The organism is Butyrivibrio proteoclasticus (assembly GCF_900115735.1).
In the GTDB taxonomy this organism is placed as follows: Bacteria; Bacillota; Clostridia; order Lachnospirales; family Lachnospiraceae; genus Butyrivibrio; species Butyrivibrio proteoclasticus_B.
Genome location: NZ_FOXO01000002.1, coordinates 120,613 through 139,734, shown reverse-complemented (window position 1 = coordinate 139,734; position 19,122 = coordinate 120,613). Strand labels below are relative to the sequence as shown.

Here is a 19,122-nt window from a genome sequence, read left to right as displayed (position 1 = left end):
TATAATACATTTCAGGTTTTATGCATCTTTTCTTACAACTCTGACTCTGATAACACCTTCAATCTTGCTAAGTTTGCTTACAAGAGCATCCTCAATTCCATCTTCAAGATCAATAAGAGTATATGCATAATCTCCACGAGATTTATTTGTCATATCAGAGATATTATACCCAGCCTCACCAATTTCTTTTGTAAACTGGCTTATCATATTCGCAACATTCTTGTGATAGATAGCAATTCGAGGGTTATTGCAAATTCCCATGTCACAATTAGGGAAGTTAACCGAATTGTTAATATTTCCATTTTCAAGAAAGTCTTTCATTTCAAGGACAGCCTTAACTGCACAATTATCTTCAGACTCCTCCGTGGAAGCGCCAAGGTGAGGAATGACTATGCAACCATCATGGCCTGCTGTTGTAGGATTTGGAAAATCTGTAACATACTTTCTGATTTTGCCAGAGTTAATGCCTGCCAGGATTGCAACTTCATCACAAAGGATGTCTCTTGCAAGATTAAGGATGATAACGCCTTTTTTCATCTTGGCAATTGCTTCCTGACCAATCATACCTTTTGTAGAATCCAAAGCAGGTACATGAACTGTGATAATATCGCACTTTGAATATATTTCATCTACATTGGTTACATGTTTAACATCTGATGAAAGTCTCCATGCTGCATCAATAGAAAGATATGGATCATATCCATAAACTTCCATTCCCAGCTGTCTTGCAGCATTAGCTACTCTGACACCAATAGCGCCAAGTCCAATAATGCCAAGCTTTTTGCCAAAAATCTCGGTACCGGCAAATTTCTTTTTCGATTTCTCGGTCAGTTTTGCAATATCAGGATCTCCGGCATTGGCTTTTACCCACTCTGTTCCTCCAATAATATCTCTTGAAGCAATGAGCATAGCAGCAAGTACCATTTCCTTAACTCCGTTTGCATTAGCGCCGGGAGTATTAAATACTACTATTCCTTCTTTTGCACATTTATCAAGAGGAATGTTATTAACACCAGCTCCGGCTCTTGCTATAGCAAGAAGATTATCAGAAAATTCCATTTCAAGCATATTGGCACTTCTTACAAGAATGCCCTCTGCTTCATCAACATTATCAACAGCCTGATATTTATCAGAAAAATTATTAAGTCCAATCTTAGCAATAGGATTCAGACATTTATATTTGTACATGATCACGCTCTCTCCTTTTCAAATTTATCCATAAATTCAACAAGCTTCCTAACACCTTCGATAGGCATTGCATTGTAGATGCTCGCTCTCATGCCGCCAACAGTTCTATGTCCCTTAAGACTTACAAATCCTGCCTTTGTAGCTTCAGCAATAAACTCTGCATTGAGTTCGTCACTTTCCGTAATGAAAGGAACATTCATAAGAGAACGGTCTTCCTTGCGAACTGTACCTTTGAACATCTTGCTCTGATCAAGGTAATCATACAAAATAGCAGCCTTCTCTTCATTTCGCTTTTTCATCTCTTCAAGACCGCCTTGCGCTTTGAGCCATTTAAATACAAGTCCACACATATAAATACTCCAGCAGTTTGGTGTGTTATATAAAGAGCCGTTATCTGCCTGAGTCTTCCACTTAAGCATTGTAGGAGTATAAACAGGAACATCATCTGTAATAAGATCTTCCCTTATAATGCTTATTACAAGACCTGCAGGCCCAACATTCTTTTGAACGCCACCATAGATAACTCCATATTTTGTAACATCTACAGGTTCTGATAAAAAGCATGAGGAAACATCAGAAACAAGAATATGTCCTTTTGTATTAGGCAAAGTCTTAAACTTTGTGCCATAAATTGTGTTGTTTTCACAGATATAAACATAATCCGCATCATCAGGAATCGGAAGGTCCGAACAATCAGGTATATAGGAGAATGTCTTGTCAGCACTGGAAGCCACTTCAATTGCTTCACCATATTTCTGTGCTTCCTGATAAGCTTTTTTAGCCCACTGACCGGTAATAATATATGCAGCCTTACCATTTTTCATAAGATTAAGCGGAACCGCTGCGAACTGTTGACTTGCGCCGCCCTGTAAAAAGAGAACCTTGTAATTATCAGGAATATTCATAAGATCCCTGATATCCTGCTCAGCAGTCTGGATAACACTATCAAAAGTCTTTGATCTATGACTCATTTCATTAATTGACATTCCGCATCCATTATAATCAAGCATCTCTGCAGCTGCTTGTTTTAATACCTCTTCTGGTAGAACAGCCGGTCCGGCGCTAAAATTATATACTCTTGACATTTCTCTCCTCCTGTAATGTAGACATTTTTGTAATATTGATAATTTTCTTCAACGAGTTGAATCGCTAAATTTTATCTTTAAATACATTGTAGTCATCATAAAAAAAATGTCAATAATGCAATTCCATAATTAATGTTATTTAATTTTTTCTTCTCGGTATAATAAAAAAATATGAAATGTTAAAATCCATTTCATATTTTTATAATAAGTTTACATATTCCAGTTTCTATCAGTAATACAGGATGACCGGCGTACCAACTTCAACAACTTCCCACAACTGGGAAACAGTATCTAAAGGACAGTTAATGCAGCCGTGTGAGCCATCTCTTTTATATATTTCTTCTCCAAATTTTGATCTCCAGGTTGCATCATGAATACCAACTCCTTTATGAACTCCTAGCCAATAGTTTACATAAGATACGTAATCAACCCCTACCAAATTTGTGTGATATCGTTTATTATAGACTGAAAATATTCCTGTTGGAGTCCCTCTTCCTCGATTGACATTTCCGGTAACAATAGGCATATTCATGACAAGCTTCCCTTCAGCATAGTAAAAGAGCTCCTGCTTTCCCATATTCACTTCTATATAGGTATCTCCAAGACTTTCTTTTGCATTAAATACTGCAACTGAATCAGAAAGCTGCAATGTTCTAACTTCTTCGTTCATTGCTTCACCTGAAAGATAAGCTGCTTTCAAAAATTCAAACTCAGAGTTTATATCATAAACAAGTCCATTACCCTTACTATTGCTATTTATGTTAATCTCGGCATCCGCATCCCCGCTTCTATATCTGACAAGATCCCATTCAGTACCATGTGAAGTCAAAAGTTCATAAAGAAAATCATACATTCTGCTTTCGCTAAGAATAAGATTTCCATCGGAATCCATCAAAAATCCCTCTACAACAATTATGTCATCTTCAGGAAACTTCTCTTCTTTTGAACCAGCTATAAACAAACCGCTTCCCGGAAGCTTTTTAGATACTTTTTCTTCCTTTGCACTCTCAAGGTCGTCTTCCGTAAGTATAAAAGAAGATGCTATTTTTTTATCCAGCTTAACTTCCTCATCTGCTATTTTAAAGGTGATCATACAGGACTGAAGAGCATTGACCTTATCATATAGATCAACTATCTTTTGTTGTTCCTCGTTTAACTGAATTTCCGTATAACAACCATCAACTGTATAGAGCCTTATTTCAGTTTTTAGCGCTTTTATACTATCAATTACAGCCTGTGAAATAGCCTCCTGAACAGGGGCTTTACTAAGATTGTCTTTTAATACATAACCACTATCTCTGGTTTTTTCTATACTTATATTAAACTCATCATCATCAAGGAATATTTCCCATTTGAATATTATGTCTTTTATTACATCTTTATCAACATATACATCCGGAGACAGGTTCACAATGAGGTTTTCAAAAAAATAATAGCCCCATGCAAAAGAATTTTTATCAGACAGATACGAATTGAGCTTATCGGTAAAATCTATTCGAACATTCGCATCTTTTGCAGAAATATAGAGCTCTGCTCCGCTAATATCAGTGATGTTTATACCATCATACTGATATTTTTTGCAGAGCTCCTCATTTACTTCATCTACACTTTTTCCAGTGCAGTATACTCCATTAATCCAGGTAAAGCAAGGAAAACCATTCATATAATAAAAGCCAAATCCAATGTAAACAGCTATAAAAGCCGCAATTGAAACGGCAAGTGTAATTAGTAATCCCTTTATTGCTCTACTCATGATCTCCCCCAAAATCACTTTTCATTTTTTATTTTTTTGAAGCAAGATCACCTGCATCAAACGCTTCACTGATAGATGCTCCTGCAGGAACCATAGGGAACACCTTATCATCTTCCTCTATTATACAATCAATTACGACAGGTTTGCCTGCGTTTATAGCTTTTTTTAGAACAGGAACCACTTCAGACTTCTTGGTAATTCTGAAAGCAGCACATCCAAGAGCTTCAGCCACCTTGCAGTAATCAACCTTGTCCTCAAAGATTGTCTGAGAATAATGCTTTTCATAAAACAGTGTCTGCCACTGTCTGACCATTCCAAGTACATTGTTATTAATAACAATTTCAATAATCGGAAGGTTATACTTTGAAGCTGTCGCCAACTCATTCATATTCATTCTAAAACAACCATCTCCGGCAATATTGACGCAAAGCTTATCCGGATTACCTGCTTTTGCTCCGATACATGCGCCAAGACCATAGCCCATTGTTCCAAGTCCACCTGAAGTCAAAAATGTTCTTGGATGCCTAAACTTATAATATTGAGCCGCCCACATCTGATGCTGTCCTACATCAGTTGATATGATTGCTTCGCCCTTGGTAAGTTTATCAAGTTCTTCAACAATGTAAGGACAAGTAAGCTTATCAGTCTCATATTTTAATGGATATTTCTTTTTATAATCACTAATCTTTTCAAGCCATTCAGAATGATTCATGACAGGAAGCTCCTCATTTATGGCTGAAAGGACCTCTTTAAGATCACCCACAATTGCAAAATTAGTTCTGATATTTTTATTTATCTCTGCTGCATCAATATCAATCTGAAGGATTTTTGCTTTAGAGGCAAAAGTCTTGGCATTACCGGTAACCCTGTCAGAAAATCTCGCACCGAGAGTTATCAAAAGATCACACTCACTTACTCCAAAGTTTGAAGTCTTCGTGCCATGCATACCAATCATACCTGTGTAAAGCTCATCAGTACCATCAAAAGCGCCCTTTCCCATCAAAGTGTCACAAACCGGCGCATCAACAGTGTGCGCAAAATTTTTAAGTTCTTCAGAAGCTCCTGATATCACTGCGCCGCCACCAACATAGATAAAAGGTCTTTTAGATGCTTTTATCATCTTTATTGCGGTCAGAATATCATCATGATTATATGTAATCTTTCTTTTTTCTTCAGAAAGAGTAACAGTTTTATAATCACAGCTCTTTTGTGTTACATCCTTGGTAATATCAACCAGCACAGGACCTGGTCTTCCACTTTTTGCGATTTTAAAAGCTTTTCTCAGGGTTGTTGCAAGCTCTTTTACATCCTTTACAATATAGCCATGTTTAGTAATAGGCATAGTAATGCCTGCAATGTCCACTTCCTGGAATGAATCCTTACCCAAAAGAGGAAGGTTAACATTACAGGTAATTGCAACCATAGGAACAGAATCCATATAAGCAGTTGCGATACCTGTTACAAGATTGGTAGAGCCCGGGCCACTAGTTGCCATGCAGACTCCAACCTTTCCGGTAGACCTTGCATAACCATCAGCCGCATGAGCAGCCCCCTGCTCATGCGATGTTCTGATATGCAAAAAATCATCCTGCTGTTTGTATAGTTCATCATAAATATTTAAAATTGTTCCGCCGGGATAACCAAAAACCGTATCAACGCCTTGTTCCTTAAGACACTCTAAAACAATCTGTGCTCCAGTTAACTGCATGATAAAAAACTCCTTACTTTCAGTAGTCTTATTCAATAATATTAGAACAATCAAGCTCTTGGAATTTCCAAGATAGCTCCACGGTTACCACTAGTTACAAGCTCACGATAACGAGCAAGATATCCTGTAGTTACCTTAGGCTCTCTAGGCTTCCAGTTCTTTCTTCTCTCAGCAAGAACTTCATCAGAAACCTTTACATTAAGAGAGTTATTAGGAATATCAATGCTGATGATATCTCCTTCTTCAATAAGCGCGATAGGTCCGCCAACTGCAGCTTCAGGAGATACATGTCCTATGGAAGCACCTCTGCTTGCGCCAGAGAAACGTCCGTCTGTAATAAGAGCTACAGATGATCCAAGCCCCATACCGGCAATAGCTGATGTAGGATTGAGCATCTCTCTCATTCCAGGGCCGCCCTTAGGTCCTTCATATCTGATAACCACAACATCTCCTGCTACAATCTTGCCGCCAAGGATTGCTGCGATTGCATCTTCCTCACAATCAAATACTCTTGCCGGTCCCTCATGAGTCATCATTTCAGGAACAACAGCTGATTTTTTAACAATGCCTGTGTCAGGCGCAATGTTTCCTTTAAGAACAGCAATTCCACCTGACTGCATATAAGGATTCTCTATTGGTCTGATAACCTCAGGATTAAGGTTCTTTACACCTGCAAGATTCTCTCCAATAGTCTTTCCTGTAACAGTAAGTGCGTCTGTATTAAGAAGGTTCTTTTTAACAAGTTCTGACATTACAGCCAAAACACCGCCTGCTTCATTTAAGTCTTCCATGTATGTTGGGCCAGCAGGAGCTAAGTGACAAAGATTTGGAGTTCTGCCTGATACTTCATTTGCAATCTCCATATTAAGCTCAACTCCGGCTTCATGAGCAATTGCAGGTAAATGAAGCATTGTGTTTGTAGAACAGCCAAGTGCCATATCCAGAGTAAGCGCATTCATGAACGCATCCTTTGTCATGATGTCTCTTGGTCTGATATCTTTCTTAACAAGGTCCATAACAGCATAGCCTGCATGTTTAGCAAGTCTGATCCTTGCAGAATATACAGCAGGAATTGTTCCATTTCCAGGAAGGCCCATTCCGATCGTCTCTGTAAGGCAGTTCATGGAATTGGCTGTATACATACCTGAACATGAACCACATGTAGGACAAGCCTTTTCTTCATATTCACAGAGTTTTTCTTCTGTCATTTTCCCTGCAGAAACACTGCCAACAGCCTCAAACATAGATGACAGTGATGTCTTGTGTCCATCTACTCTTCCAGCCATCATAGGACCGCCGGAAACAAATACAGTAGGAATATTAACTCTTGCAGCAGCCATCAAAAGTCCAGGCACGTTCTTATCACAGTTTGGAATACATACCATACCGTCAAAGGCATGGGCTTTTGCAAGACACTCTGTACTATCTGCTATAAGATCCCTTGTTACAAGAGAATACTTCATGCCAATGTGACCCATAGCAATTCCATCGCATACCGCAATTGCAGGGACTACAACAGGCATACCGCCTGCTTCAGCTACAGCAAGCTTAACTGCTTCTGTAATCTTATCGAGGTTCATATGGCCCGGAACGATTTCGTTATAAGAACTAACAATACCAATTAGGGGTTTTCTTCTCTCTTCTTCGGTAAAACCAAGTGCGTTAAAAAGGCTTCTATGTGGTGCCTGCTGAAGTCCTTTCATAACTCTGTCGCTGTTCATTGTCATGATATTCTCCTCCTATATAAACAAAAATTATAATAAATTTAATTATTTCACATACAAAATAAAATCTTCACTTTCATATATAACTCTCATGGACTTTAAATAATCCCAATTTATCGTCTCATGAGTCTGATAGAATTTCCAAAAATCCTCGCCACTATAACCGCTTTGAAGCATATCCTTATCAACGATAACCATATCTGCACCGTCAACATCTGTCTTGGTACAATCAATGTCCCAGCCAAATTTCATAAGGTACTGCTGATCACAGTCCAAAACAGCCGGATTGTTTTTCTTGGTCACATCCGCAATATAAAGTGTATTGAACAATTCGTTTTCTCTATATCCAAGCTGGCAGTTAAAGTCAGAGCTTGTAACTCTAAGCAGGAACAAAACTGCAATACAAATTGTAGGAATGTAAACCCCAAGTCCAAAGTACCACTTTCCTTCGCGGGAAATGATCTCATTTTCTTTAGACGCAGCGTTTTCACCGCTTAAGCCTGATATTTTTCTATTGTATATCCTGATATGTACATTTATCAGTCTCTCAAAAACAGAGCACACACATAAGACAACAATAAAACTGCTATATCCAAAAACTCTAAGATAAGGTAATTTCTTTTGAAGAATAAGCATTACACCTATAAACAAAAGATTTACGATGGCAATAAGATTTATTACCGTCCTGCTATATTCGAAATGCTTTATGCATTCATAGATCATACAGGCCATTCCAGCCAGAATGAATATGATCAGTACAATTACCATTCCAGGAAGCATGTAGTTTAACATGCTGTAATTCCAACCAATATATCTCTGCCAAAAAACATTTGGTTCCAGACTTTGTATGTATGGCTGTGAAAGCATGTAATCAATTCCTGTCAAAAGAGCTTTCATAGGAGATCTTAAAAGCACTGCTCCGTGTGTCCATCCATAGAATTCAGACCCGGAAGTCTTAACAAGAAGATTAGAACCAATTGCAAGCCATATTACAGAGTATAAAAACGTAGTTCCGGCAGCAGCAAACAGGCCCGAAAATACAAGATTTATGAGTTTTTTCCTGTATATATTATCTGATGGCTTATCATATACGCTTTTACTTCTTACAGCGTTTATCAGAAGATACAAAGCTCCGGAAAGTCCTACAGGTACAACCCAGTATACGCTGCTTGGTACTGTATAAAGGCCTAGTACGATAACTCCAAACAGCGAAAAGTACAAATACATTCTTTTTTCACCAAGGCTGCATATCTGACATATACAATATATGGATAAGAGAAAGCAAAGTGTCGCCAACGTATATCCTCTGCCCTGAACACTATATTCATTAATAACCTGCATAGAGGCATATAAAAGAGCTGCTGCAAAAGGAAGTCCATGGGAAAAAAACTTCTTACAGATTCTGTAGACAAGTATCAGATTACTTATGGCGCAGACAAATGAAACTCCCCTTAGTCCAAAATAGGAATTCCCAAAATAATCAACAAAACCTGAAAGCACCGAATAACCAACATGATTATTGGGAAGCGGCCAGTGAATTGCAGCATAAATTGGCCCTTTGCTTATGAAAGTATAATAGGTATATAACTCATCGTACTGTGGAGTTATGGCAAACATTCGCCATAAATAATAAGCTCCCATACCAATCACCAGAAGTGCCATGGCTATTGTTTCAGGCTCATGTGGCAAAATGTCATAAATTTTCTTTTCAGTCTTTTCAACCGCTAATTCGTTCAGCAATCAAATCCCCCATTTTTACGCATCCGACTATTTCAAAAGCATCTTCATCATTAAGGCACAGATCTTTTGTTCTATAGCCTTCCTTGAGAACTTTCTTAACTGCTTCTTCTATAGCATCAGCTTCTTTATCAAGATTAAATGAATATCTTAACATCATCGCAGCGGAAAGAATTGTGGCAATAGGGTTTGCCAGATCTTTACCTGCAATATCAGGTGCACTACCGTGACTTGGCTCATATAATCCAAAACTGGAATCATTTAAAGACGCGCTTGGAAGCATTCCTATTGATCCGGTGATCATGCTGGCTTCATCAGACAAAATATCTCCAAACATATTTTCAGTAAGAACAACATCAAATGATGAGGGATTCTTTACAAGCTGCATTGCACAGTTATCAACCAGCATATGAGAAAGAGATACGTCCGGATAATCCTTTTTTACTTCTTCAACAACTTTTCTCCAAAGCCTTGAAGAGTCCAAAACATTGGCCTTATCAACACTTATAACAGAACTCCTTCTCTTCCTTGCTACTTCAAAAGCCTTAATTGCAATACGACGAATCTCGCTTTCTTTGTAAACAAGAGTATCTGTAGCAACAAGCTCACCATCTACTTCTTTGGTATATCTGTCGCCAAAGTATAAGCCACCTGTCAGCTCTCTCATAATGAGCATGTCAAAGCCTTTTTCAGCTTCTTCTTTTTTAAGAGGACAAGCCTCTTTTAATTCAGGATATAAATAAGCAGGACGCAGATTCGCAAAAAGATTTAGTGCTTTACGAAGTCCCAAAAGACCAGCCTCAGGCCTCTTTGCCGGTTCAAGCTTGTACCATGGAGATGTACTTGTATCTCCACCGATTGATCCCATTAGAACAGCATCTGCAGCTTTAGCTGCAGCTATTGTCTCCTCTGTCAAAGGCACGCCATAGGCATCAATAGAACAACCACCCATCAATACATCTTTATAAGATATTTCATGCCCATACTTTTCACACACTTTATCAAGAACTTTTTTGGCTTCCTTTACTATTTCAGGTCCGATACCATCACCTGGAATACATGTAATATTAAGCTTCATCCCCATGCTCCTTTTTGTGTTTTATTCACTTATAGAATAAGCCTGACCAGGGCGCACCTTGGCCAGGCTTAAATCTGTCAATTATTTTTTCTTTGAATCCTTACTATCTGTAGCAGCAGTTGCAACTGCATCTTCAGGCTTTTCAACTTCAACAATTGCTTCCTTAACCATAGGAATACGACAGTTCTTATTGTTACCAAATTCTACGATTACCATATCATCATTGATATCAATAACTGTTCCAATAAAGCCACCTGTTGTTCTAACACTATCGCCTACTGCAAGTGATGCAAGTACCTGAGCTTTCTGCTTCTGCTCTTTTCTGTTAGGACGCATAAACAAGAAGTAGATTGCAACCATAAATGCAGCATAAACAAGCATTGTTGTTATAAATGCTGTGCTTGAGCCAGCAGATTCAGTAGTTAAAAATAATCCCATACCTTCCTCCAAAACTTGTAATATATACCAATCAATAATACTAAAAAGAAAAATCAAATTCAAGAGAATATATACATCCATTAAGAAAAATCAATACTGCCTTGATTTTTCTTAACCTTTGCGCCAGTTTCTTGCGATATTATAGCCATCAGCGATGGTTTCGCTGTCAAACTCAAGCATTCCCTCAAGCTTTCTCTTTTTGTATTCCTTATACTCTCCCTTTTCAATGGCCTCTCTTATTTCTGTCATCATGTGGTTGTAGAAATAGAGATTGTGAAGCACACAAAGCCTCATACCAAGCATTTCCCCTGCTTTTAGCAGATGCCTTATGTATGCCTTTGTATATCTGCGACATGCAGGACATCCACATCCCTCTTCAATCGGAGTGTCATCCATCTCATACTTGGCATTAAGAATATTGATATGTCCTCTGTTTGTATAAAGGTGACCATGGCGGCCATTTCTACTTGGATATACGCAATCAAAGAAGTCCACGCCTCTGTCTACAGACTCAAGGATATTAGCAGGAGTACCTACTCCCATAAGATATGTAGGCTTGTTTTCAGGAAGAAATGGTACGACCGTATCTAGCACATGATACATTTCCTCATGGGACTCACCTACTGCAAGACCCCCAACTGCATATCCGTCAAGATCTAGTTCGCTTATACGTTTTGCATGCTCAATCCTTATATCATCAAATATTGCACCCTGATTGATTCCGAAAAGCATCTGATGCGGGTTTACAGTATATTCAAGGCCGTTAAGTCTATCCATCTCCTTCTTACACCTAAGAAGCCATCTTGTAGTTCTGTCAACGGACATCTGAACATATTCGTGCTCCGCCTTTGCAGAAGGGCACTCATCAAACGCCATAGCTATAGTAGAGCCAAGGTGTGACTGTATTCTCATACTCTCTTCAGGCCCCATAAAGAGCTTGTGGCCATCAATGTGAGAATGGAAATACACGCCTTCTTCCCTGATCTTACGTGTTTTGGCAAGAGAAAAGACCTGGAATCCGCCTGAATCAGTCAATATAGGCTTGTTGCACGACATAAACTTATGCAGTCCGCCCATCCTGTAAACAAGCTCGTCGCCCGGTCTCAAGTGCAAATGATAAGTATTTGAAAGGACAACCTGTGTATCTATCCCTTCAAGATCCTCTGTGGAAACACCACCCTTAATAGCTGCAACAGTTGCAACGTTCATAAATACAGGAGTCTGTACAGTTCCATGAACCGTAGTAAATTCAGCCCTTTTGGCATTTCCATCTTTTTTTAAAATCTTATACATAAAAATCCTCGATCAATTAACATAAGTGCTCCAAAACTCTTCAAGGCACATGCCATTCTCATACATGACTGTGGCAGCATCAACTCCCACGTACCTGAAATGCCATGGTTCAAATTCTATGCTTGTTATATCCTCTTTTCCCAAAGGATATCGAAGGATAAAACCATATTTATAGCTGTTTTCAGCAAGCCACTTTCCGGCTTTTGTATCTGCAAAGCCTTCATCGAGGCTTGAATATCCATCACAGATAATATCTATAGCAAGTCCGATCTGATGCTCTGAAGATCCGGGAACGGTTACAGCCTGAGAAGCCAAGTTATATGCATCCATATAAGACATTCCGCCATTCATATACCTGTCAACTTTATTAGTAAAAAGCATAGTCTGACGTTCCATATCTCTGTATGGAGAACAAATGATAAGCCCAACTCCATCTCGGCTGGCTGCTCTCATCATTTCAAGAAGTGGCGAAATGATCCTTTCATCGCATTTCATTGAACCATTGATAGCGCCAAGTGAAACCTCATAATCATCAGGTATAGGATGCTGCTTGTTTACAAGAATAATCTGCCAGTCATCACTGGAAAAAGAATACTCAGGAATAGCAACAGAAAGCGGAACCTCTTCATCTGTGCTTTCAGATAAAGCTTCATTAACGCTTTCCTCATCATCTGAAGCATTTGTTGTCGCAGCCAAAATTTCTGATAATGTAGCCTTATTTTCAGAAATCGTATGCTCTGCTTCAGTGGCATCAGGATTAACACTCTCCTCCCTAGCCTCTTCAATGATAGCTTCATCAACCGTAGTCATTGATAGTTCCGCCTGAGACTCGTAGTCAATAAGTTCAGACAGTTCCCCCGCAGAGTCACCTGTATAACCATCAATATTCATATCAGACTCAAAGCTGATATTAAGAGACATTGCAGGATAAGAAAAACTACTACTTGATACAAAGAAAAGCAGGATGCACGCAAGACTTATAAATCTCTTTGCATTGCTATAGAAATAAAATAAAAAGTTGTAGCCTGTAATTGATATTATTGCATAGGCAAGTCCTAAAAAGGAAAGAGCCTTATGTTTTCTATTAAATTTTTGAACATTGAAAATTATCTTTTCCTTATGAGATAACTTTCTCTGCAAGTTACTGGCATTCATATCGGAAATCCCCTCTTATTTCGGATATCAAGCGCTGACTGTACTTATGATGATATGTTAGACGCAAAAGGCCGTTTTCTTTGGCATCTAAAAGTTATTATATAACTTATTCACATAAAATTCACTATTTTTGCATATTTTTTCTAAAAGCTAACCAAATAATAATTGTAAAAATGCCTCCGGCCATCAGATGATGACCAGAGATATATTGACTCATCCCTAAAAACACCCTACAATAATTGTACACCATTATATTATGAGGTTGTTTATGAGCGAATTAAAAGACTTTCTAATCAAAACTAAATCTTCTCTTTTATCAGAAAAGGCATTTCTTCAATGTCTCTCAAAAAAATACTCCATCCCAGGTTATATTTCTGTTAAGAATATCCGTGGTAATAAAAGCGAGTATCTGCAATTTAAAGATGCACATTACCGCCTTGTCTCTGTTTATCTATCAAAAGACAAGAAAAAACTATGCAAACAGTGTTTTGATTCACGGCAGGATCTTGAAAAACGGCTTCACGAAATTGAGGAAGACCTGACACTTCTTGATAACATACAATGTCCGGACTCTATGATTGTTCCATATAAACGCAACGAAAAAATACTTGAAAATGCTATGGGAATCAGTCCGAGCCATAATCTCCTTTTTTATTTGCAGTATTCGAAAGATAATGACTGCTATGTAATTTATTATTACGGCAAAAAAATGCTTCACAAAGTAAACATGATATATGTCAACGAATCATCCATCGATAAAATAGCTGATTACATGACCACTGCCGGTCTTATTGTTGACAATGACTGCAACAAGCAGCTTATATCATCACATGATCTCTATCCTGTAAAAAGTAAAAAACAACCTACTGTATCACAGACAAACTCCGGAATTAAATACAGCTTTAAAAAGAATTCCACCGATTACACCATTACTTTTTATCATCAAAAGAAAAAATATGAATTGCAATATGAACCATATTTTAGCGACAGTTCCTCCAAATTTGATGCAGAATGTGCTCGAATGGGCTTTTTTGTAGAAAAATACATAAATCAGATTAATTTCGAAAAAGGGGTATCAAAATATTATGAACGAAGACAGAATGTTCATACTGAAACATAAAGATATAGATGTTGCAATTTTGCAATTAAACAATGATGGTGAAATCATGAATCACCACATCATCAATCCTATGCATATGCCTTACCTTGGTTCAACCAAAAGCAGGCATTTATATGACTGGTGGAAACAGCGCTCAATTCCAGAAGGGAGAGAGCATCTTCTTTCCCTTCTAAAGGCATATGACTGCTCTTCTCCTTCAGAACTTCTAATGAAAAACCTGGGGTTAAGCCTTACCGATACATATTGGATATGTCCTGCAGAACTTACTTTATTATGGGAAGAAGTTAATCTCTTTAAAAACGGGAATAAAACAATACATTTTCACAGTGGTGAGGGAAGAGCACATTATTCAAACTCACCAGATGCAGCATTAAACGGATCCTTGGACAAAAAAGCCATAAACATAAAAGGGAAATGGTTTTTGGATAAGTTGAGCAATCCAAAATATGCCAATGGCATCCAAAATGTTAATGAATCATTTGTATCCTTGGTTCATAGTCAACAGGGATTTAGTGGATATACACCTTATGAAATCCTTGGCGAGGGCTCTGAAGTTAATAAATATAGCAGATGCCACTTTTTTACCGATGAACACTTGGAACTAATCACAGCATTTCAAGTTACCGGAGGATATAAAAATGAGGAATCATATGATTCCTCAACAGAGTTAAATAAATTCATTGATATCTGCATAAACAATGGTTTAGACCGCGGCTATGTGCAAGGCTTTCTAGATTATATGATCATGATTGATTTTATCACTACAAACGCAGACAGACACTGGGATAATTTTGGAATACTAAGAGATCCTGATACTCTCAAGTTCGTCTCAATGGCTCCAATATACGATAACGGAAATTCCATGTTTTTTGACATCCCACAGTACATGAACAGAGCATCACTACTACGTTTAGAAGATAATGGAATCGATAAGCTTGAGATAAACAGACTTCAGTTAGTACATAACAAAACTTTAGTCAACGCTTCGCTTCTGCCAACACCGTTAAAAGTAAAAAAATACTATATTGAACACGGCATTGATAGCCCAAAGGCCAAAATGATAGCAGACTCCTACAGTAATAAGCTGGATCTTTTCCTGGAGTTCCAGCATGATATTCCAATAAGTTACGACAGAGAAATGTACTACTATTTGGATGAAGTGCCATATGTTAAACAAAGGCCAAATCCTAATTATAAAGATTTTTGACAATCAAAGTTGCAAGGCTCTTTGCCATAAGATCAATGAGGAAAATTTTTCAGAAAAGCCATTATCAACATTAATTTGTACATTCTCAACCGACGCTTTCGTGTTTATTGCATAATAAAAAAGCAGTAAAGGAGCCTTTGTTTCACAACACAAGGCTCCTCTTTTTTAATTTCCGATTATTTCTTATAAAATCCAATTATATTCTCTGCTTTTGAGAGCATATTTGACATCAAAAGATCCAGTGTACAAAGAGCACACATGCTTTCAACCACTACAACCGCCCTTGGAACTACAACAGGGTCGTGTCGCCCATGGATACTCACCTGAATATTTTCTCCTGACTTATTAACTGTATTCTGAGTCTTTGCAATGCTCGGAGTCGGCTTGAAATAAGCTCTGATTACAATTTCGCTTCCATCAGAAATACCACCAAGAATACCACCAGCATGATTAGTTCTTTTTTCAACAGAACTATCACTCATCACAAACTCATCATTATTTTCTGATCCGTGGTATTTTGATACTCTCGTACCATCACCTATTTCAACTGCTTTAACAGCGCCTATACTCATAACAGCATGAGCAATAACAGCATCGAGCTTATCAAACACAGGCTCTCCAACTCCTGCAGGAAGACCTGTAACACGGCATTCTACCACTCCACCTACAGAATCCATTTCTTCTTTACACTTGGAAATAAGTTCCATCGCTCTTTTATCTGCTTCAGCATCAGGCATTGCTGTCGGAGTCAAAAGAATATTCTTTTCATCGAATTTCTTTTCATCAATCTCGACATCACCAATTGCTCTGGTGAACGCCATAACTTTAATGCCCATCTCATTAAGGAGTTTGCTGCAAATAGCACCTGCTGCAACTCTTCCAATTGTCTCTCTACCAGAGGATCTTCCACCGCCTCTGTAGTCTCTAAATCCATACTTTTCATCAAAGCCAAAATCCGCATGTCCCGGTCTGTAATACTGTGCGATCTCGCTATAATCCTGAGATCTCTGGGAAGTATTTTTTACAATAAGAGAAATTGGTGTACCTGTTGTCTTTCCTTCAAAAACGCCGGAAAGAATATCAACAGCATCATCCTCTTTTCTAGGTGTTGTTGCAGGAGACGTTCCAGGCTTTCTCCTGTCAAGAAACTTCTGAATATCTGAAATATCAAGCTCCATTCCAGCCGGAAATCCATCGACCACTACCCCAAGTGCTTTTCCGTGTGACTCTCCCCAGGTAGACATCTTTATATTTTTACCAAATACAGATCCTGACATATTTCCTCCCAATATAAGCCAAAAGCCCTCGCACCTTGGCGAAGGCTCTGATTTCAAGAATTAAAGTTTATGGAAAACAATACAGTTAGGTCTTGAAACAGGAAGTTCTGGTCCATTCATGACCATTGATCCCTTGTCCATATCAACCGTAAAGAATGTAAGCGAATCTGACTCGTGATTAAGAGATACAAGGTGCTTGTTGTCAGGGAAAAGAGCTGCATCTTTAGGATACTCACCTGCAACAGGAAGCTGAATCTTATTAGTGATTAGTCCTGTCTCTTTATCTACTTTAAATACAAGTGCATTGTTTTCACCTGCTGTTGAACTTACAAGATAATTGTAGTCCTCTGAGAATGTAAGAGCGCTGCTTGCAACACCGATTGAATCAGCCTCTTCAGAAGTTGATACTGACTGAATCCTTTCAAATTCAGGATCTCCGTTCTTATCTTCATAAGAATAAACTTCTATAGAGCACTTCTGCTCAAGACAAACATAAAGGAATTTACCTTCCTTTGAGAACTGCATATGTCTTGGTGATGATTCCTGATCGCAGTGGATCACATCAACTTCTTTTATCTTTCCTGTTTCCATATCAAGTGAATAAACATTTATCCTGTCCATTCCAAGATCTGCTGCAAGAAGATACTTGTTATCTTTGGTTACCTTTATGCACTGAACATGAGGAACATGATTACGTCCCGCTGCAGTACCAAGGCCCTTGTGATATTTCTCATCAGTGATCTCACCGATGCTTCCATCTTCATTAAGTCTTAGTATTGTAACCTTTCCATCATGGTATCCGGCAGTAATAAGGAACTTATCGCTCTGGTCCATATTGAGATAGCAGCCACGCATACCATTGATAGAAGCCTCATTCAAAAATTCAAGACTTCCGTCAGGAAGAATATGATAAGACTCTACTCCTGCATCAGTTATGGAGTAAAGAGTTTTATTATCATGAGAAATTCCAATATAAGAAGAATTGGTTATTTCAACCTTCTGCTTTTCATAAAGTCTTCCATTCTCAAGATCTACATCATAAATTCTAATTCCATACTTTGTGCCAAGTCCGGATGTATAACTTGATACATAAGCTACGTATTTATCTTTAACAGCCATTACCAGTTTGCCTCCTAGAATTACGTATTTTCTTCATTCTATCACAAGAAATCAAAACTTTAAACGTCTTTTGCTTTATACTCTGCAATAACTTCCTTAATCCTGTCCTGTGGTCTTACAAGTTTATACATGGATTTTCCTCTATTTAAGGTGTCTATGGCAGATGCTATATACCTGTTCATATTGACGCTGTAATAGTATTCTTTACTAAGCAGTTCTTTTTTCTGATAAATAAGATTAGTTGTAAATATCTTTTCAAAAAAGCCATTTTCATATGCTTCATCAAATTCATTAAAGCCATAAGAAAACAGACCAAAGGTTGCAAAAATAAATACTCTTTTGGCGCCTCTATCCTTAAGCTGCCTGCACACATCAAGCATACTCTTGCCGGAAACGATCATATCATCAATTACGATCGCATCCATCCCGCTTATGTCGCCGCCGCAGAAATCATGCGCAATTATGGGATTCATCCCATCAACAACACGGCTGTAATCCCTTCTTTTATAAAACATACCAAGATTAACGCCATAAACGGAAGAAAGAAATACCGCTCTCTCAGTTGCTCCCTCATCAGGTGCTATGACAAGGAGATGCTCCGAATCAATTTCAATATCATCATACTCAGTCAAAAGAGCCTGGGTAAACTGTAAAGTTGGTGAAATATTCTCAATACCATTTAAAGGAAGTACATTTTGCATTCTTGGATCATGGGCATCAAAGGTGATCAGATTATCAACTCCAAGAAGCTCTAATTCTCTTAGCATAAGAGCACAGTCAAGGGATTCCCTTAAAACCTTTCTGTGCTGCCTGCTTTCATAAAGAAACGGCATAACCACAGTAATGGATCTCGCCTTTCCATTGCAGGCGCCAATAACCCTCTTAAGATCAGCATAATGATCATCGGGAGACATTCTGTTATACTCTCCGTCGAATTTATACTTTATAGAATTGTTGCACACATCCACCAGGATAAAAATATCTTTTTCCCTGACAGATTCTTTTAACACAGCTTTACCCTCACCGCTTGAAAATCTCGGGCATATACATTCAATAAGAAAGCTGTCTGCGCTGCGCCACTCGCAAAGGATCTTATCAATCCTTTTTGCTGATTCTGCAAATGATTCAAGAGCTATAATCCCTAATCCGCCACTCATTGGAACACCTCGCATCATTATCAATATTGCATTTCTATTTTGATTATATATCATGTGTACATGCAGGTAATCAATAATCAAGC

At 38.2% G+C, this 19,122-nt stretch carries 15 protein-coding genes; 2 read left to right on the top strand and 13 right to left on the bottom strand.

Annotated elements, in window-relative coordinates; translation table 11 throughout:
* Positions 1–18: 18 nt before the first annotated feature.
* The 10 genes from BM146_RS01810 to BM146_RS01765 form a co-directional block, all read right to left on the bottom strand.
* Positions 19–1,188 carry a phosphoglycerate dehydrogenase gene (locus BM146_RS01810; RefSeq protein WP_074883486.1) on the bottom strand — a complete coding sequence of 390 codons (1,170 nt, stop codon included), beginning with the start codon at positions 1,186–1,188 and terminating at the stop codon, positions 19–21.
* A gap of 2 nt (positions 1,189–1,190) precedes the next feature.
* Positions 1,191–2,273 carry a 3-phosphoserine/phosphohydroxythreonine transaminase gene (gene serC, locus BM146_RS01805; RefSeq protein ID WP_074883480.1) on the bottom strand — a complete coding sequence of 361 codons (1,083 nt, stop codon included), beginning with the start codon at positions 2,271–2,273 and terminating at the stop codon, positions 1,191–1,193.
* Between the two features lie 229 nt (positions 2,274–2,502).
* Positions 2,503–4,026, bottom strand: a complete 1,524-nt coding sequence (locus BM146_RS01800; protein WP_074883477.1) for a L,D-transpeptidase — start codon at positions 4,024–4,026, stop codon at positions 2,503–2,505.
* Positions 4,027–4,054: 28 nt separating this feature from the next.
* A complete protein-coding gene (gene ilvB / locus BM146_RS01795; RefSeq protein ID WP_074883474.1) occupies positions 4,055–5,734 on the bottom strand; it encodes a biosynthetic-type acetolactate synthase large subunit in 1,680 nt (559 codons plus the stop codon).
* Between the two features lie 50 nt (positions 5,735–5,784).
* Positions 5,785–7,455 carry a dihydroxy-acid dehydratase gene (gene ilvD, locus BM146_RS01790; protein ID WP_074883862.1) on the bottom strand — a complete coding sequence of 557 codons (1,671 nt, stop codon included), beginning with the start codon at positions 7,453–7,455 and terminating at the stop codon, positions 5,785–5,787.
* Positions 7,456–7,503: 48 nt separating this feature from the next.
* Positions 7,504–9,198, bottom strand: a complete 1,695-nt coding sequence (locus BM146_RS01785; protein WP_074883471.1) for a glycosyltransferase family 39 protein — start codon at positions 9,196–9,198, stop codon at positions 7,504–7,506.
* Entirely contained in the window at positions 9,176–10,273 is a 1,098-nt protein-coding gene (gene leuB, locus BM146_RS01780) for a 3-isopropylmalate dehydrogenase (protein ID WP_074883468.1), read from the bottom strand. The genes BM146_RS01785 and leuB overlap by 23 nt, the downstream gene beginning before the upstream one ends.
* Before the next feature lie 81 nt (positions 10,274–10,354).
* Positions 10,355–10,711 (bottom strand): preprotein translocase subunit YajC, encoded by a 357-nt coding sequence (gene yajC / locus BM146_RS01775; RefSeq protein WP_022775618.1) that lies wholly within the window; start codon positions 10,709–10,711, stop codon positions 10,355–10,357.
* 111 nt (positions 10,712–10,822) lie between these two features.
* Positions 10,823–12,004, bottom strand: coding sequence for a tRNA guanosine(34) transglycosylase Tgt (tgt, locus tag BM146_RS01770; protein ID WP_074883465.1), 1,182 nt, complete (start codon positions 12,002–12,004; stop codon positions 10,823–10,825).
* 12 nt (positions 12,005–12,016) lie between these two features.
* A complete protein-coding gene (locus BM146_RS01765) occupies positions 12,017–13,159 on the bottom strand; it encodes a M15 family metallopeptidase (protein WP_074883462.1) in 1,143 nt (380 codons plus the stop codon).
* Positions 13,160–13,427: 268 nt separating this feature from the next.
* Between BM146_RS01765 and BM146_RS01760 the strand changes: the two genes are divergently transcribed.
* Positions 13,428–14,279 (top strand): hypothetical protein, encoded by an 852-nt coding sequence (locus tag BM146_RS01760; protein ID WP_074883458.1) that lies wholly within the window; start codon positions 13,428–13,430, stop codon positions 14,277–14,279.
* Positions 14,280–14,355: 76 nt separating this feature from the next.
* Positions 14,356–15,486, top strand: coding sequence for a HipA domain-containing protein (locus BM146_RS01755; protein ID WP_177201563.1), 1,131 nt, complete (start codon positions 14,356–14,358; stop codon positions 15,484–15,486).
* A 176-nt stretch (positions 15,487–15,662) separates the two neighbouring features.
* Here the strand turns inward: BM146_RS01755 and aroC are convergent, their stop codons facing one another.
* From aroC to BM146_RS01740, 3 genes are read right to left on the bottom strand one after another with little or no spacing between them, the layout of a single operon-like run.
* Positions 15,663–16,763, bottom strand: coding sequence for a chorismate synthase (gene aroC / locus BM146_RS01750; protein WP_074883452.1), 1,101 nt, complete (start codon positions 16,761–16,763; stop codon positions 15,663–15,665).
* A gap of 60 nt (positions 16,764–16,823) precedes the next feature.
* Positions 16,824–17,882: a lactonase family protein gene (locus BM146_RS01745; protein ID WP_074883449.1), complete on the bottom strand. Its 1,059-nt coding sequence runs from the start codon at positions 17,880–17,882 to the stop codon at positions 16,824–16,826.
* 59 nt (positions 17,883–17,941) lie between these two features.
* Positions 17,942–19,093 carry a ribose-phosphate pyrophosphokinase gene (locus BM146_RS01740; RefSeq protein ID WP_074883446.1) on the bottom strand — a complete coding sequence of 384 codons (1,152 nt, stop codon included), beginning with the start codon at positions 19,091–19,093 and terminating at the stop codon, positions 17,942–17,944.
* Positions 19,094–19,122: the final 29 nt, after the last annotated feature.